At 60.2% G+C, this 15,819-nt stretch carries 14 protein-coding genes; 10 read left to right on the top strand and 4 right to left on the bottom strand.

Annotated features, from left to right (window positions below; genetic code table 11):
* The first annotated feature begins 87 nt into the window (after nucleotides 1-87).
* From AC5QAH_RS11405 to AC5QAH_RS11430, 6 genes are all read left to right on the top strand, one after another.
* Nucleotides 88-564, top strand: a complete 477-nt coding sequence (locus AC5QAH_RS11405; RefSeq protein ID WP_495232371.1) for a hypothetical protein — start codon at nucleotides 88-90, stop codon at nucleotides 562-564.
* Nucleotides 561-2,126, top strand: coding sequence for a glutamine-hydrolyzing GMP synthase (guaA, locus tag AC5QAH_RS11410; RefSeq protein ID WP_495232345.1), 1,566 nt, complete (start codon nucleotides 561-563; stop codon nucleotides 2,124-2,126). Before AC5QAH_RS11405 ends, guaA begins: the two co-directional genes overlap by 4 nt.
* Before the next feature lie 1,094 nt (nucleotides 2,127-3,220).
* Nucleotides 3,221-3,772, top strand: coding sequence for a hypothetical protein (locus tag AC5QAH_RS11415; RefSeq protein WP_071305778.1), 552 nt, complete (start codon nucleotides 3,221-3,223; stop codon nucleotides 3,770-3,772).
* A gap of 107 nt (nucleotides 3,773-3,879) precedes the next feature.
* Nucleotides 3,880-4,203 (top strand): hypothetical protein, encoded by a 324-nt coding sequence (locus AC5QAH_RS11420; RefSeq protein ID WP_141239350.1) that lies wholly within the window; start codon nucleotides 3,880-3,882, stop codon nucleotides 4,201-4,203.
* Between the two features lie 77 nt (nucleotides 4,204-4,280).
* Nucleotides 4,281-5,435 carry a Shedu immune nuclease family protein gene (locus tag AC5QAH_RS11425; RefSeq protein ID WP_095377725.1) on the top strand — a complete coding sequence of 385 codons (1,155 nt, stop codon included), beginning with the start codon at nucleotides 4,281-4,283 and terminating at the stop codon, nucleotides 5,433-5,435.
* Nucleotides 5,436-5,716: 281 nt separating this feature from the next.
* Entirely contained in the window at nucleotides 5,717-6,658 is a 942-nt protein-coding gene (locus tag AC5QAH_RS11430) for a 5'-nucleotidase (RefSeq protein WP_100053213.1), read from the top strand.
* A 139-nt stretch (nucleotides 6,659-6,797) separates the two neighbouring features.
* On the opposite strand, the gene AC5QAH_RS11435 is transcribed toward AC5QAH_RS11430, so the two are convergent.
* The gene (locus tag AC5QAH_RS11435; protein ID WP_071305776.1) at nucleotides 6,798-7,154 is read right to left on the bottom strand and encodes a hypothetical protein; all 357 of its coding nucleotides are present in this window, start codon (nucleotides 7,152-7,154) and stop codon (nucleotides 6,798-6,800) included.
* Nucleotides 7,155-7,705: 551 nt separating this feature from the next.
* Nucleotides 7,706-8,623: a LysR family transcriptional regulator gene (locus tag AC5QAH_RS11440; protein WP_071305775.1), complete on the bottom strand. Its 918-nt coding sequence runs from the start codon at nucleotides 8,621-8,623 to the stop codon at nucleotides 7,706-7,708.
* 97 nt (nucleotides 8,624-8,720) lie between these two features.
* Here AC5QAH_RS11440 and AC5QAH_RS11445 point away from each other — a divergent pair, with 97 nt between their 5' ends.
* The 4 genes from AC5QAH_RS11445 to AC5QAH_RS11460 all read left to right on the top strand — a co-directional run bounded on the left by AC5QAH_RS11445 (nucleotide 8,721) and on the right by AC5QAH_RS11460 (nucleotide 11,775).
* Nucleotides 8,721-9,560, top strand: coding sequence for a type 1 glutamine amidotransferase domain-containing protein (locus AC5QAH_RS11445; RefSeq protein ID WP_241874333.1), 840 nt, complete (start codon nucleotides 8,721-8,723; stop codon nucleotides 9,558-9,560).
* 252 nt (nucleotides 9,561-9,812) lie between these two features.
* Nucleotides 9,813-10,223, top strand: a complete 411-nt coding sequence (locus AC5QAH_RS11450) for a hypothetical protein (protein WP_049453228.1) — start codon at nucleotides 9,813-9,815, stop codon at nucleotides 10,221-10,223.
* A gap of 249 nt (nucleotides 10,224-10,472) precedes the next feature.
* Nucleotides 10,473-11,210: a hypothetical protein gene (locus tag AC5QAH_RS11455; protein ID WP_241874332.1), complete on the top strand. Its 738-nt coding sequence runs from the start codon at nucleotides 10,473-10,475 to the stop codon at nucleotides 11,208-11,210.
* A gap of 109 nt (nucleotides 11,211-11,319) precedes the next feature.
* The gene (locus AC5QAH_RS11460; protein WP_235303976.1) at nucleotides 11,320-11,775 is read left to right on the top strand and encodes a hypothetical protein; all 456 of its coding nucleotides are present in this window, start codon (nucleotides 11,320-11,322) and stop codon (nucleotides 11,773-11,775) included.
* A gap of 89 nt (nucleotides 11,776-11,864) precedes the next feature.
* On the opposite strand, the gene AC5QAH_RS11465 is transcribed toward AC5QAH_RS11460, so the two are convergent.
* Together AC5QAH_RS11465 and AC5QAH_RS11470 are read right to left on the bottom strand one after the other, a co-directional pair.
* Nucleotides 11,865-15,050, bottom strand: coding sequence for a zeta toxin family protein (locus AC5QAH_RS11465; RefSeq protein WP_495232346.1), 3,186 nt, complete (start codon nucleotides 15,048-15,050; stop codon nucleotides 11,865-11,867).
* Nucleotides 15,050-15,433 carry a hypothetical protein gene (locus tag AC5QAH_RS11470; RefSeq protein WP_231298579.1) on the bottom strand — a complete coding sequence of 128 codons (384 nt, stop codon included), beginning with the start codon at nucleotides 15,431-15,433 and terminating at the stop codon, nucleotides 15,050-15,052. Before AC5QAH_RS11470 ends, AC5QAH_RS11465 begins: the two co-directional genes overlap by 1 nt.
* Between the last annotated feature and the right edge of the window lie 386 nt (nucleotides 15,434-15,819).

The following is a 15,819-nucleotide window of genomic DNA, read 5'->3' on the forward strand; positions in this document are numbered from 1 at the left end:
GCGATTACGGGCAGCCTGCTGATGGCAGGCTGTTCGTTGTCCGAACCGCCGCCGCGCTCCGGGTCTCCGGGCGCGGCGGTTTCGCAATTGCAGGACGTGCAGGCCTGCCAGAACGCGTTCTCGCTGCCGAAGGGCTGGCAGGTGCAGGCCGCAGGCGAGCAGCGCTGGCTGCTGAAAGGCACCGGCGAGCGCCCGCTGCAGGTCACGCTGCAATGCATCACCGAGCTGCTGCACGGGCCGGATGATCCGGTGCTGACGCCGGTACTGGGCGCGCTGGAGCCCGCACGGATGAGCGTGCAATGGGCGTCCTGGGGCGCTGCGGAGTCGGGCTTCTCGATGGCGGCGCTGCAACGGCGCATCGTGCCCGGCACCGAAGTGCAGGAAATCGTCGAGCTGCCGCGCGCTGACCGCGCCAACCCCAACGCACCGCACGGCCTGCTGATGCTGCGCTGGGACGAGGAAGACCCCTCACATATTCAACAACGCGAGGCGTTCATCGCCACGCTGACGCAGAGCCTTGAAGCGCCGGGCGCTGCGAAAAACACCACTGGAACGGCACCATGACCAACATCCATAACGACAAGATCCTGATCCTCGATTTCGGCGCGCAGTACACGCAGCTGATCGCCCGCCGCATCCGCGAGCTGGGCGTCTACTGCGAAATCTGGGCCTGGGACCACAACCCGGCCGAGATCGCGGCGTTCGGCGCCAAGGGCATCATCCTGTCCGGCGGCCCTGAATCGACCACGCTGCCGGGTGCACCGGCCGCACCGCAGGAAGTGTTCGACAGCGGCCTGCCGATCTTCGGCATCTGCTACGGCATGCAGACCCTGGCCGCGCAGCTGGGCGGTGCCACCGAAGCCGCTGACCAGCGCGAGTTCGGCCACGCCGAAGTGAACGTCATCAACCCGGATGCGCTGTTCAAGGGCCTGAGCGACCACGGCGGCGAGCCGAAGCTGAATGTCTGGATGAGCCACGGCGACCACGTCTCCGTTGCACCGCCGGGCTTCACCATCACCGCCACCACCGACCGCATTCCGGTGGCCGCCATGGCCAACGAAGAAAAGCGCTGGTACGGCGTGCAGTTCCACCCGGAAGTGACCCACACCCTGCAGGGCCAGGCGCTGCTGCGCCGCTTTGTGGTGGACGTGTGCGGCTGCCAGACCCTGTGGACCGCCGCCAACATCATCGACGACCAGATCGCCCGCGTGCGCGAACAGGTGGGCGATGACGAAGTGATCCTGGGCCTGTCCGGCGGCGTCGATTCGTCCGTGGTGGCGACGCTGCTGCACAAGGCCATCGGCGAGAAGCTGACCTGCGTGTTCGTGGATACCGGCCTGCTGCGCTGGCAGGAAGGCGACCAGGTGATGGCGATGTTCGCCGAGCACATGGGCGTGAAGGTGGTACGCGTGAATGCCGCCGACCGTTACTTCGCCGCGCTGGAAGGCGTGAGCGACCCGGAAGCCAAGCGCAAGATCATCGGCAACCTGTTCGTTGAGATCTTCGACGAAGAGTCGAACAAGCTGAAGAACGCCAAGTGGCTGGCGCAGGGCACCATCTACCCGGACGTGATCGAGTCGGCTGGCAGCAAGACCGGCAAGGCGCATGTGATCAAGAGCCACCACAACGTGGGCGGCCTGCCGGAGCACATGAAGCTGGGCCTGGTGGAGCCGCTGCGCGAGCTGTTCAAGGACGAAGTGCGCCGCCTGGGCGTGGAGCTGGGCCTGCCGCGCACCATGGTCTACCGCCATCCGTTCCCGGGCCCGGGCTTGGGCGTGCGTATCCTGGGCGAAGTGAAGCGCGAATACGCCGAACTGTTGGCCAAGGCCGATGCCATCTTCATTGATGAGCTGCGCAAGGCCGACCTGTACGACAAGACCAGCCAGGCGTTTGCCGTGTTCCTGCCGGTGAAGTCGGTGGGCGTGGTGGGCGATGCGCGCGCTTACGAGTGGGTGATTGCGCTGCGGGCGGTGGAGACGATCGACTTCATGACGGCGCACTGGGCGCATCTGCCGTATGAGTTCCTGGGGACGGTGAGCAACCGGATCATCAATGAGTTGCGGGGGGTGTCGCGGGTGGTTTATGACATCTCGGGGAAGCCGCCGGCGACCATTGAGTGGGAATGAGTTGAAAGAACGAGGGCGCCGAGAGGCGCCCTTGTTGTTTGAGGGGTTTGCTTATGGGGCCCCGTTGCGAGTCTTCTGGCGCGTCGTGCTGGACTGGCATCATGTCCAGAATCGTGGCCCCCAAGAGGGGCAGGCATTGAGGGGGTTGTAGACAGGTCAGCTGTCTGGCGGGGATGATTCAGGGCGAGCCTTCTCTTTGAGTTCCCTGACCATTCATTGTTGGTTGCCCATGTACGGTTGGAAGCGAGCGTCGAAGGGCTCCCGATCAGGATGAATCACTGGCGGAGTGGGAGGCCAGAGCCCGCGCTGAGCATGCAAGCCCAACTAGTCCCAGCCGGTGTGACTTGGCTTTAAATCTCGGAGGAGATGATTGTGGCAGTCGAATGGGGATCTATCGCTGATTGGGTATCAGGCATCGGCTCGTTGGCGGCAGCAGTAGTTGCCCTGCACGTAGCTCATTCTTCCCAGAAGATAAAGCTTCGCGGCTACGCTGGACATCGCTTGATCATCGGTCCAGGCCAGCCGCGGGTAGAAGTTTTTTCAGTTTCAGTCACTAATATTTCGCAGCGTCCAACAGTAGTAACTAATATTGGATTTACCTTTGGAGCTTGGCGTTGGAAGAGGCACGGCATCATTGCGCTTGTGCAAGATCAGTTCGGTCACGGCATCCCGAAGCCATTGGCTGATGGAGAAACCGGGAGTTGGAGCGTCCCGCTCGGGCCAGACAATCGATGGTTGAGAGATTTGGCATCCAAATCCCAAATTACGCGGTGGGCGGTATTCACATGGCGTGTGCATGTCTACACGTCCAATGGCGGGACAACGACGCTCCGCCCTGATAAGGAAACGCGGAAGATGTTGCTGGCTCTTGCGGGTGCTCCGCACGCTAGATTGCTTTTTTTGGGGAGGGGGGGGCTGACCTACTTGCGGTGAGCGCTGAGCTTGCGGCTGTGACGGGCTACAGTGCTGGCCGGTCAGCTTGACTTGGTCGGCCCAAAAACGAGATGTATCAAGGGGAAAGCCCGCTATGCGGTGATTTGTGGGTGAGTCGTGTAACCGGGTCAACAGGTCCGTCTATTAAATGGATAGAGCGCATGAGAGATGCCCTTCGTGTTCTGACCGAGGACGACTACTGGCTATATGGACCGAATGTCCATGAGTTCGATGAAGTTGTAGGGCTCATTCAGAAATACTCGGACTATGCTGATGCCTGTGTAGAGCAAATGATCTCAGGCGCTGATGTCCCTCCTGAGTTCGCCGATGCGCACGTCGAGGTGTCATCTGATCTCCGCTACTACAACCATCTCGAGAAAGATCTTCTCTGGTCGTTCGCTTTGTGGCGGCTGCAGGGGATGTTCGAGGCAGTCTTGGTTGTGCGCTACCTTTCCAAAAAGCCGGGAAAGCGGCTCTTCGGATTGAAGGCCAAGCTGGAGGCCATGGCAGCTGAAGAATATCGGACTCCCGAAGCCGATGTTGCCGAGCTGCTGGCGTGGGCGAACCTTCGGAACCTTTTGTCGCATTCGCCTCCGGAGCACTTTCATCCTGTGGCGGTCGATCGCCAGGATGTGGAGGAATACGTGTCACTCTTAAAGCGAGTCTGCGCAGATTGGGGGGCTCAGCGAGCGGAGATGAACAATGTGCTATAACTAATATGTCGTTCGGCGTGTGTGCGAGTTGGTATTATTCGCCATGCGCAATGGCTCTGCGTTCCAGTCAAATCCAACATTAGGTGGGTTGCTAGGGGTGTGTGGTAATGAGTCAGAAAATTGAGGACGTTCTTCGGGTTCTCGCAGGAATCCGCGGTGGCTACCAGCCCGATAAGCCAGGCGCAATTCGAAGGGTGAGGATTCAGGTAGTGCGTCAAATCGCTAAACAACGAGGAGTTGAGTGCCAGACCATTTCAGACGCTTATATCCGTCGGTTGGCTCCGGACATTGAGCGCACGCCGGCATTTGACCGGCTCGTAGAGGAGTGGCTGGCATCAGGGTCAAAAATGCTGCAGCAGATTCTTCAGAATCATGCTTCAGACCGAAGCGACCTGGTGCGCATAAGTGAGTTCTTCTCGACCGCCGCGTAGTAGTCCATTCTAGTCTGATCCGCTTGGCAGCGGGGTCGAATTCAGAGTCAGCTTTCACACCCCATCTTCTGGTGATCATGGACAACTATCAGCATCCTAAGCCCGGGAAGACATACATAAGTCCAGCGCTTCCGGCTTTTGGGGACAAGACTCGTCGAGTCCGCATAGCGTCGAAAGTTCTGGCATCTAAGGATGGATACGAGTACGTCAAAGAGCGGGATGAAGTTGTCGTGCGGCAGAAGCCCGATGCGGCCACTTACATCAGGGCGAAATTTCTCGAAGACACTAAGGGTGTTTTCGTTCTCACTATTCAGAAGTTCTCTGCGGATACTGGCATGCCCTATGGTGCTGGCTTCTCATTCGTCGGCGAGGAGATCGGGCGCTTTTGTGAATTTCTCGCCAATATTCAGGCTGTTAGCTTGGAAAATGGAAGCTCGGTTAACATCTCAGATGCTGAGTTGCGCAAAATCGCACTCACGTCACGTCAAGCGAAAGAGCTGGTGGTGGATAACGAGGAGCTCATCGCGGAAGTTTTGCGGCACTCTGTTACAAAGAGAGACATAGTGGCGCTTGGATACCGTAAGAGACAACTTGAGGTCTTTGGCAAACTTCTAGAGAGCGAAAGCTACTTCAATGACCTAAAGAAAAGAAAGAAATGCAAGGATGAGGCGCTGTGGCAGCAGTTTTTCGAGGCCAATCAGTGGATATTTGGATATGGGCTAAGTTATGTTTATTCGTCGGGGCTTGATGAAAAAAATCTTGAGCAAGTGGTTCGAGGTTACCAGGTCGATCAGCCTGGGAAGCGTGTAGATGCGCTTCTAAAGACACGGGCGCTAGCCTCAACCCTGTGCTTCGTGGAAATCAAGACCCATAGGACACCTCTACTTGCCTCCTCGGATTATCGCAGGGGCTGCTGGGCACCATCAGAGTATCTATCTGGCGCAGTGGCACAGGTGCAAGGCACCGTGTCATACGCGGGGGAAACTATTTTTGGAAGACTCTGCCTCGCGGACAAGAAAGGCTTTCCCACGGCAGAAGAGGCTTTTAATTTCTCACCCAGATCCTTTGTTGTTGTTGGCACGCTTGGGCAGTTTTCCGGAGAGCACGGTGTGAATGAGGGGCAGCTAAGGTCCTTCGAGCTTTATCGTCGCAACCTGCATCAGCCGGAAGTGATTACTTTTGATGAGCTCTATGAGCGCGCCCGCCACATTGTAGGTACCAGTGAAGGCTAGCAGTTCGTCTAAGTTGACGTCGCTTTAAGAATCGGCCCTACTCAGTCGTTACACACGGCTACTCCTGATCAGAGGGCGCCAGATCCAACGCGAGCTTTCATGTGAATTCGGTCTGAGGCCTTGTACTTAGATTGTCTAGGGAAGTGGCAAGCCTGTTTGCCGGACTTGCCCGCTCTGAATTTGATTTGTAAAACGGAGGGCGTGCGATGCTTTGTGGATGAGTCGTGTAACCGGATTGGTGAGTTTGTCTATTAGTTATCTCGCGCGCACAGGGGAATATCGTGGCATATGAGTTGAAAGACAGGCTGGTGGTTGGTGTCGCATCGAGTGCCATGTTTGATTTGACCGAGTCAGACCGAATTTTCAGGACTCAGGGCGAGGAAAATTATCGGCAGTATCAGGAAGCTCATAAGAATGATCCGTTGAGTGAGGGGGTTGCTTTTTCATTCATCAAACGTCTGCTGTCACTGAATGATCTGAGTCCCGCAGGTGTTGGACCATTGATAGAGGTCGTTCTGCTGTCTCGTAATGACCCGGATACAGGACTTCGCGTGATGAAGTCTATCGAGCATCACGCCTTGGGGATCACTCGTGCGATCTTTCAGCAAGGTTTGTCTCCGTACGATTACATTCCAGCTTTGAATATTTCATTATTTCTTTCATCCAACCAGAGCGATGTTGTTGAGGCCATCGCCAAGGGATTTCCGGCTGGCTACGTAATGGATTCAAAAAAAATCGATGATCCTCAGGATAAAACCTTGCGGATCGCCTTTGACTTTGATGGTGTACTTGCTGATGATACTGCTGAGACAGTTATGCAGAACACCAAGGATGTTTTAAAATTCCACGATCATGAGACTGCCAACGTTATGGAGCCGCTCGGTGGTGGTCCGCTCAAGACCTTCTTGCTAAAGATCTCAAAGATTCAAAAGGTAGAGGAAGAGAGGCGAAAAGAAGATTCAGCCTATAGAAATCGACTTCGAGTATCTATTGTCACGGCAAGGAACGCGCCCTCCCATGAGAGGGCTATCAACACGTTGAAGAGTTGGGGAGTGATGGCGAACGATGCATTCTTTCTTGGCGGGGTTGAAAAAAAGCTTGTCTTGAACGTTCTGCAGCCACACATCTTCTTTGATGATCAATCGGGGCACCTTGTAACGGCCAGCGAGGTGGCTCCATCGGTACATATTCCGTTCGGCATCACCAATAAACGAGAAGAGTGATCGCTAGCGGATGTTTCAGGCGACGCCGCATCACGGCGCGAATTAGTTCAGGCGTTGAAGGTTAGCTACTGGCTCGGAGCGGCACTGGTCGAAGTGAGGCTCGACCAACCCTACCGTAAGTGTGCTCCGATCGAGCAGGTCACTCTGGCCTAACCTCGTGGCAAGCCCACTCAACCAGCCCGCGGCAAGCCAGAAACAACCCATCCACCACCCCCTCATCCAGATGCCGCTCCGGCTCCGCTGCCACCCGGCAGCGGTCTGCCGCGTGCAGCAGCTCCAGCACCGTGAGCGCACCCACCATCGCGCGCTCGCTCCGCGCCAGGCTCACGCGGCGGCCGGGTGATACATCGTTCTCTGGCCAGGGATGCCCATCAGCCCCCTCGCAACCGCGCATGCGCTTGAGGATGCCGAGCAGGGAGTTCAGATCGGGCAGGGGAGTGTCGTCGTTGATGGGCTCAACAACGGTGTACGAAGAGAAGGTGTCTGATTCGTTCATGGCGTCGGCTTCCGTGGCTGTGCTTAACAGCGCCACCGCGTAGCGAGGTGGCGGACGATGCGTGGCTGCAAACCGGAAGAAGCGATGTCATAAACCGGCGGGCCCGAAAGCCCCCACGCACCGCCCGCCAAAAAGGCCGACGGATTGCCCGCCGGCACCGGTTAAGGACGGTGCCGGCGGGCAAGCGCAAACTACAGACATCGCTTTCTTCGGGTTTGCAGGCCCGAGCCACCCGCTTTCGGTGGCGCGCCATGGTGTTTACGCAGTCGCTTCGAATGCCAATAGAAATTCGCGAAGGAAACGCGGAATCCAAGAGCAGAGGGCTATTGTTGCACGCACCATTCGTGCAGCACGCGACGCCAGCAGACGCATTCGCGCAGCTGCTCTGCTGATGGCGAATCAAAGTGGCGCAATCGACCATGCCACAAGCGAATAGCGCGACGGCCTGCTTTGCAACAGTTCTTAGTCCGCCTCGCCAAGCAACGGCACGCGATCAGCCGCACACCTCGAAAAGCGGTTCAAACCCGACACCGCCAGCGAGCCTAGCGGCTTCAACCAGCGCCATCCTCACGCGCATGCCCCACCAACAACTCAATCATCGCCCGCGCCGCCGCAGACTGCCGTCGATGCGGCGCATAGATCACCGAGAACGGCTTCGACCGCCCCCGCAGCTGCGGCAGCACTTCCACCAATTCCCCCCGCAGCAATCGCTCCCGCACGATGAACTCATAGCTCTGGCAGATGCCAATGGCCTGTTCGGCCAGCGAAACCACGCCCAGCACATCGTCGGAGGTTTCGATGGACGAACGCGGCAGCCAGTCCACGTCGCGCCCGTCGTCGCGGAAGATCCACGGCGCCAACCGCCCAGTACGCGGCATCACGAAGGGCAGGCAGAGGTGCTGCTGCAGGTCGTCCAGCGTCTGCGGCGTGCCGCGGCGTTGCAGATAGTCCGGCGCGGCCACCAGCAGCAGTGGGGCGTCTTCCAGCTTTCGCGCCACCAGCCCGCTGTCCGGCAACTGGCCCAGGCGGATGGCCAGATCGAAGCCTTCGGCCACCAGGTCCACGTTGCGGTTGGTGATGTTCAGTTCCACCTGCACTTGGGGGTACTGCTGCGCAAAGCGCGCCAGCACGGGCGGCAGCCGGTAGTGGCCGTAGGTGGTGGGCACGCTCAGGCGCACGCGGCCGGCCAGCGCACCGTCCTGGGCCAGTACGTCGCGCTCGGCGTCGTCCAGCAGGCCGAAGGCGGTGCGCACCTGTTCCAGATAGAGCCGCCCGGCGTCGGTCAGGCCCACGCGGCGGGTGGTCCGCTGCAGCAGCTGCCGGCCCAGCCGCGCTTCCAGGCGGGTGACCGCGCGGCTCAGCACCGAGGGCGTGGTGGACAGCGCCACCGCGCCGGCAGTGAACGAGCCGTGCTCGACCACCGCCAGGAACACCTCCACATCGCCCAGGTAGTCGAACTTGCGGCTCATTTGGCTCTCCGGCGAACAGATGTTTTGCGATGGGGCCAATTTATCGCCGCTGGGGCGATGAATAAAGTGGCCGCCATTCCCCGATAGGAGCTACCCCATGAACCTGATGACCCGGCTGGCCGCAGCGCTGGCCCTGACCCTGGCCGCGACCGGCGCGCATGCCGCCAACGTGCTGGTGGTGCTGTCCGACGAAAACCACCTGGACCTGAAGGACGGCAAGGTGCTGTCCACCGGCTTCTATCTCAACGAGCTGATGCAGCCGGTCAAGCTGTTGCTGGACGCGGGCCACGAGGTGACCTTCGCCACGCCGCAGGGGCGGGCGCCGACGGTGGATGCGTCCTCGGTGACGCCGGCCTACTTCGGCAACGATGCCGCACAACTGACGCTGCACAAGGACCTGCTGGAGAAACTGGCGCTGACCTCGCCGACGGCCTCGCCGGTGGTGAGCCTGGCGCGCGTCGAGCAGCTGGGCTACGCGCGTTTCGATGCGGTCTACATTCCCGGTGGCCACGCGCCGATGCAGGACCTGCTGAAGAGCCCGGCGCTGGGCCGGCTGCTGGCCGACTTCCACCAGCGCAACAAGACCACCGCGCTGGTCTGTCACGGGCCGATCGCGCTGCTGTCCACGCTGCCGGATGCGGCGGGGTTCGTGGCGAAGCTGGAAGCGGGTGCGATGCCGGTCGCGCCGAAGTGGATCTACAGCGGCTACCGGATGACGGTGATCAGCAACCAGGAAGAAGAACAGGCCAAGCCGCTGCTGGGCGGCGGTGAGATGAAGTTCTACCCGCAGACGGCGTTGCAGCAGGCGGGCGCGACGTTCAGCAGCAATGCCACGCCGTGGACCGGGCATGTGGTGGTGGACCGCGAGCTGATTACCGGGCAGAACCCGGCTTCGGCGCTGGAGGTGGGGCAGCGGTTGGTGGAGCGGTTGAAGTAGGGTAGGTTCTTCAATGTAATCTGTCAGCCTCAGCCGTCGCAGAACAACTTTCTTGCTCTGTGCAGGGACGTATCAACTATGTTCTCAGGAATGCGAGAGGATCTGCACAAGTGGCAAATGCGGTTGCTGTCTTTGACTCGTTCTTGAACAAACTCTGATACGCGAGAGGGAAATTCGGTGCTTTTGCAGAAGCGTCCATCACGCGAGGTGTTTAACTCCTCGTGCATGGCCGTCTGAATCGAGGAGTAGCGTATGGGTGTTTCAAGCGGTGTCATAGTGACCTTTGCGGAACCGATTCTGTACGAGGGACGTCCCGGGGCCAAATCTCGGGATTTCTACCTCAATCTCAGCCTGCTAGGAATCTGCCGCGACGGCATTCGCTTGATAGACCGTTTCAATCTTCCACTCGTGTCGGATCCACATGCGCTCGCTGATTGGTCGCGTGAGATCACCGAGGCCGAGTATCTTGATCTCGTGGGGCCGCCTGATATCGAGGCTTTACTGGCCAAGCATCGCGGCTTTCGGTCGATGATGGAATGGCGGAGCGAGCCGGGACACGAGGACCATTACACTCAGGTTGAGAAGATTTTTCATCTCGTTTCAGAGTTCAAGCGGGGCAATCGCGCTGTGCGCTATCGGCTCACAGTTTCCGATATGGGATGACTGGCGCGTGGCAAGTGCGCTTGCGCTCGGCGCGCTTTCCGGCGACGCAATCGATGCCTCTTGGAAGTGTGCGGTTCTATCGACGGCCCGGTGGCAGCGCAGGCCGGCCAGAGGGCTTTGCAAGAACAACCGATGGCGTGGGTCTCCACCGCCGCAGCTTGGAGCGCGAACGACCGCCGTGGCACTATGGCGGACTGGCTTCGTCCCTATGGCCGAGGCCATTTTCCCAGGGAATCCCTCGAACACGACATGCGAGCGTCCATCCGCTTCATTCTCTCCGCCCTGTGCCTGGGCTTGCTGTCTGGCTGCGCCAGTGGGCCGGACTACCACCATTCCAATCGCGAGATCACCGGCGCGTTCGTGGCCGACGACGGCAAGCTGTACCTGTTGCCGGTCTATGACGAGCCGATGCGCTTCGACGCGGCGCCGTTCCGTGATTACCGTGCGCTGATGGACAGCCCGCTGCGCGAGGCCGTGGTCTGCGCGCAGCTGTATTTCCGTGAGGACTGGCGCGTGCCGGCCGACAGGAGCAAGGTGCATGGCAGCTACGCGCTGCTGCTGCGGCCAGAGCAGGTGACGCCGGAACAGGCGGCGCAGTTCAAGCTGGAGCGGTTGGAGATCAGCCCGCGGGTGGCCAAGGCCATCGATGCATTGACGCGCCGGCCGTACATCCTTGAAGCCCGGAGCCGTTACGAGCTGGCGGCCAACCCGGACTGCAATCTTTCCAGGCAGGGCGGCAGCTACTACAGCGCGCTGTTCGAGAGTGACGGCGAACGGGTGACGTTGCCGGATGCCGCGGTGCTGGCCGCGAAGGCGAAGCTGCCGCAGTCGATCACCGCGCGTGCTGAGCGGATCCGGCCGGACGATACGGACAAGCCGGGGGTTGGCACGGCGGCCGGGAAGGTGCTGGGCGCGGCGTTGGTGCCGGTGGCGGTGCCGGTGTTTGTGTTGAGCCTGCCGTTTTTGGGGCCGGATCATTGGAAGTGATGGGGCGTTGAGGGAGAGCCATCCACGCGTGGCGTGGATCTACCTGGGCATCGCCAATGCCTGAACGTTCAGCCTGGAGATCTGTGTGCCCAGCACATTGGAAGTTGTTTTGAAGACCGTAGGCTTCATTGTCCTTGTGGCGCTTCCGTTGGTGATCCTCTGGTTCACCCTTCGGCGAATGTCAGCGACTGCGCGATCCGCGTTGGGATCCGGGCTGCGATTGAATCCGCCTCGCCGGATCTCCGGCACGTCCATGACCTTGGTGATGGTGGATGGCAAAGAGGATCGCGAGCACTACTTCTTCGATACGGAAGCTTTCTACCTGCGGCGGGGACCGGTTCCCACGGCAGTTCCGCTTTCGCAGATCACCTCAGTCACCCGAACGTCCGACGTCATCTATGCGCGCTATGTCTGGCAGGTATGCTTCAGCAGAGCATCGGGTAAAAAGTGCGTGACGTTCACCAACAACCTTTCGCTGTTCAACCGCGACTTTCTGCTTTTTCTGGAGGCGGTGCGGAAGGCCAATCCGCTCGCGACCGTTGAGCGAGCGAGTCTGTTCTTCTGATTGTGCGGCGATATCAATAGCGCCGATTGGCAAGCAGAGGGACCAAGAGGGCGGGCTGTTGTGAATGATTTCGCGCGTGTCTTACCCACTCAGCCCATGCTGGCGGCACGGATCTGGATATCCTGCTGCACGCGCTGATCTTCCAGCTGCTGCTCCAGCTGGTTAGCGATGACGCGCTGATGCGCTTCGCGGCTGACGGCGTCGAACTGCTGCATGGATTCTTCGACTGAGGTCTGTGCGGCCAGTTCGGTCGGCATCGCAGCGCGCTGGTGTGCGGGGTCGCTGGGCTCGCCCTGTACGACGAACAGAGTATGACCGGCGGGTTTGTCCGCGGTGGCGTTGCTCAGCAGTACGTGGTCCACGCGATCCAGGTCGTTGTCCTTGGCGAGCACCAGCAAGCTGGCAGTCATGCGCTCGCTGGCTTCGTCGAACGTGCGGCCGTGCTTTGCATCTAATGTGGCTACGCCTGTGCGCACCTGCTGGTAGAGGGCGTGATCGGGATGCTCAGGCTGGGTAGGCAGCAGGGGGGCGGGCGGCGCTTCGGGCTCTTGCTGGGCCGTTGCGCTTGAGGGTGGTGCCGCCAGTGCTTCCACGGGTGGTGGCGCGTAAGGAGGCTCGTGCTCTGAGACCCTGGGCGCAGCGGCCTCGGCTGCTGCGAGGGGGGCTGGAACGTCTGGCTCAAGTTGGACTGGCGCTGGTGTTGCTTCGGCTTCGTGGAGACGAGCAGTAGCCGGGGCGGCGTCAGCCACTTCGGCCTGGATTGACGGGGCCAGAGAGTGGGTCTGAGTCGCAACGGGCTCCTGCGCAGGAGCGGGGTGTCCGACATCCGACGTAGGTAATGCACTCACTTCTGGCTGTGCGGGAGATCGCTCAGCGGAGGGAATGCCGGGTGACGGCACAGGGGCTGCCGGCATCGGGTGCGCAGGAGGATTTGCCTCGGTATGCGCTTGCCGCTCGCTTGACTCATCCGGTGCAGGTTGCGTTGCAGCGGCCGCGATCGGCTCCCGTCGTGGTGCTTCGCGGCGAGCCGGTTCCTGCACGGATTCCACACGATCCGAAGGCGTCGGCGCTGCAGGCGCAGGAGCGCGATGCTCCTGTACCAAGGGTGATGTGTTGGGCGACAGTGCAGCGCGTTCAACGCTGTGCGCATCGATCACGGCTTGTGGCGTCAGCCGTTCTTCGGCGTGCTCGCCGCGAACCTCAGCCACGGCAGCGGCGGCAACCTGCTGCGCTTGCGGTGCAGCGACACCCAGTCGATTGGCTTCCTGCATGGCCTGGTCGCGGGCTTCGCGTTCGTTGACGGTCAGTGCCTCGATACTGCGTTCGTGGGCGCCGGGTACCGGCGCCTCCATCTGTTGGATGGCGCGGATCTGCGGATAGGTTCGGTTCAACTCGTCGCGGATGTTGCCCTCGGCGAGCGAATCGTAGATCCAGCCGTCATGCAGCCATTCGCCGTCGCCCTGTTGCTGATAGGTGCGTCCATCGGATGCCAGTACGTGATCGGGATGGTCTTGGGCCCAGATCACTTCATCCGGAATCGGTCCGTACTGGGACCAGCCTTGGGCGGTGTAGGCCTGCTCGTACTGCTTGGCAAAGGCCGCCGAGCTACGGGCGGCGTTGAAGGCCATGATGCCCTGTGCGGCGTCATCAAGCTGGGCAGCCTTGGTGGCGTCGGCTACTTCGACCGTGGTGTTCTTGATGCCGTGTTCGAGGACCTGATGGACGACCTCGCGCCGCCATTCGCCGGTTTCTGGATTGCGCTCCCAGGAGCGTGGCAGTGCGCTGGGCGTATCGCTGGCATCGCCGGCGATGCTGAAGGGATTGATCGGTTGATCCGGCGCGGACAGCCGCAGCCCGACGGCCCGGCTTGAGGCCTGGTAGTTCAGTTGCTGGGTCAATTCGGCGTCGGCCGTGAGCAGTGTAGTCGCGCCGTAGATCGGGCGATCGGCCAGGGTGCCGACGGTGCCCACGATCTCCCGCTCGCTGTGCGTCCAGCCCTTCTCGGGATGCGCAGGGTCAAATGTCCAAACCCTGCCGGTGCTGTCGGCCTGGTTGTTGATCTGGTACTTCTCGATCCAGTCGACGATCTCACTGCCACCCCAGGCGCCTAACCCGCCACCAATGATGCCGGTGACAATGGCGCCAGGGCCGGATTCGATGCCCAGCAGCGTACCGACCTTGGCGCCCACCACTGCGCCGGTCCAACCGCCGACGCTGCGTGCTCCGAAGTCCAGCAGCGCGGCTTCCGCGCCCGTCCGGTTGTCGCGTGCGTACAGGTCGGCGATCCTTGTTCCTTCCGTCGCGGCTTCAACGACCGTCGCTGCGGCGCCACCGATGACGGCGCCCCGCACCATGTTTGGACGCACGCGGATGGTGTGGTCGATGACGCGTGCTTCCTGGATGTTGGGTGTAATGCCTTCAACAACCTTGAGCGTTGCGCGCTCATCGAAAACGGCTGCCGCTGTTGGTGGACTGACCTTGTCGTTGAGGGGCAGGGTGTCCCCAAGCTCGGCGTGCCAGCGGCCTTGTGCGCGCCAGCCATCGCGCAATGATTGGGTGATTCGGGGGTCTTTCAGCCGAGCCTCACGTTCGGCTTCCAGCGCTGCGCCCGGTAGACGGGTATCGCTATGGCTGTCGTAGACCTGAGCGCCTTCGCGTCCGTAGAGTCGAATCTGGATGCCGGTCTCGGCATGAACCTTGTCCAGATTGCCGGGCAGGGCATCGTAAACGTGTTTGCGCACGTCTTCGGGGACGTAGCGGCCGAAACCGGCGCTATTCAAAGAGTCCGCAAAGCGCGCATCCACACCAAGTTCGCTTTCCAGCCGATGCGCGACGACGCCCCGAATCTCTACGTCGTAGCCTTTGGCCTGAAGGTCCTTGATCAGTGTGACCGCGCTATCACCGTTGCCGAGCGTGGTATCGAGGATGAGATTTCTACGCCCACCGATTGCTGCCGATCGCAGCTCTTTTGCCCATTGGCTGGCGTCTTCGTGGGTGTGGCCGGCCCAAGTGTATGGGTGCTGCTGACGCAGGCGTTCGACGTCCGGATGTGTATCGCGTAGATCGTCAGGATCGATGGGCACTACGTCATACCCCAGGTCGATCTTTGCCGCATCATTCAGTTTTCTCTTGCCAGCACCTGGTTGCCCGGCCAAGACGATGGCGCGCGGTACTTCATGATGGTTTGCGGAATTGAATCCACTCCGAGGGATGACGTGCCGCTCCAGGTATTCTGCATGAGTCGCGGGGGCAAGAACGGCACTGGGAGCTGGCATCAGTAGTGCTCTTTATGAGTTTCAAAGTAGGCCGCAAGATCACTGATGTTCAGCATCCCGCCGCCACCGCTTCGTGCCATGAACATCAGTTCGAGCTTCTCATTTGCCTGTGCAATGGCCTGCGGATTGCCTGACGTTTCGGCGGTGGCTAGTTCAGCTCGCGCTTCAGCGATAAAGCCACTGAGGTGGTCTTCCAATAGCCAGACTGCGGCCTCAAAAGGAGGGGTGGACTTTATCCTCCTGTCCTTCACCGAGTTGAGAGCCTTCTGCAGTCGTTCGATATACTCCGGATAGTCTTTGAGCATTTCCTGGAGCTTAGCCGGAACCGGGGGGGAGGATTGAGGCATGGTGGGTACCTGTTCAGCTGTCTGACGCGTTTTCATGAGTATCTGTACTTGTAATGGCGAGTTCAATGCCCCCTAAATAGCCAGCCGACTAACAGAAGCCGTCGCTAGTCGGGCCTTGAATGAAGCTCGAAGTACTTCCTGAGATCGCCGAGTCTGGCCATGCCAAAGTTGCTGGATCTCGCAAAGGACATGAGCCTTTCCTTTGTTTGAGACTGTGCGACTGCCTTGGGGGCGTCTGAAGCTTCGGCAATTGCTGGTTCAGCTCGCGCTTCGGCGACAAAGCTAGTGAGACAGTCCTCCATACTGCGGCCTCAAGGGGGGGCGTAACTCTGTCGCCTATGGCTCACTGAAATGAGAGCCTTCTGTAGCTGTTCGATGTGCTCCGGATAGTCCTTGAGCATTTCCTGGAGGTTCGCCGGGAC

The sequence above is a fragment of the Stenotrophomonas sp. YJH_SMC_43 genome, from assembly GCF_059372535.1.

Coding starts and splice junctions, on each gene's coding strand:
- AC5QAH_RS11450 (WP_049453228.1), top strand. CDS start 9,813: ATGGGTGTTTCAAGCGGTGTCATAGTGACCTTTGCGGAACCGATTCTG.
- AC5QAH_RS11455 (WP_241874332.1), top strand. CDS start 10,473: ATGCGAGCGTCCATCCGCTTCATTCTCTCCGCCCTGTGCCTGGGCTTG.
- AC5QAH_RS11465 (WP_495232346.1), bottom strand. CDS start 15,050: ATGCCAGCTCCCAGTGCCGTTCTTGCCCCCGCGACTCATGCAGAATAC.
- AC5QAH_RS11435 (WP_071305776.1), bottom strand. CDS start 7,154: ATGAACGAATCAGACACCTTCTCTTCGTACACCGTTGTTGAGCCCATC.
- AC5QAH_RS11445 (WP_241874333.1), top strand. CDS start 8,721: ATGAACCTGATGACCCGGCTGGCCGCAGCGCTGGCCCTGACCCTGGCC.
- AC5QAH_RS11470 (WP_231298579.1), bottom strand. CDS start 15,433: ATGAAAACGCGTCAGACAGCTGAACAGGTACCCACCATGCCTCAATCC.
- AC5QAH_RS11415 (WP_071305778.1), top strand. CDS start 3,221: ATGAGAGATGCCCTTCGTGTTCTGACCGAGGACGACTACTGGCTATAT.
- AC5QAH_RS11420 (WP_141239350.1), top strand. CDS start 3,880: ATGAGTCAGAAAATTGAGGACGTTCTTCGGGTTCTCGCAGGAATCCGC.
- AC5QAH_RS11425 (WP_095377725.1), top strand. CDS start 4,281: ATGGACAACTATCAGCATCCTAAGCCCGGGAAGACATACATAAGTCCA.
- AC5QAH_RS11440 (WP_071305775.1), bottom strand. CDS start 8,623: ATGAGCCGCAAGTTCGACTACCTGGGCGATGTGGAGGTGTTCCTGGCG.
- guaA (WP_495232345.1), top strand. CDS start 561: ATGACCAACATCCATAACGACAAGATCCTGATCCTCGATTTCGGCGCG.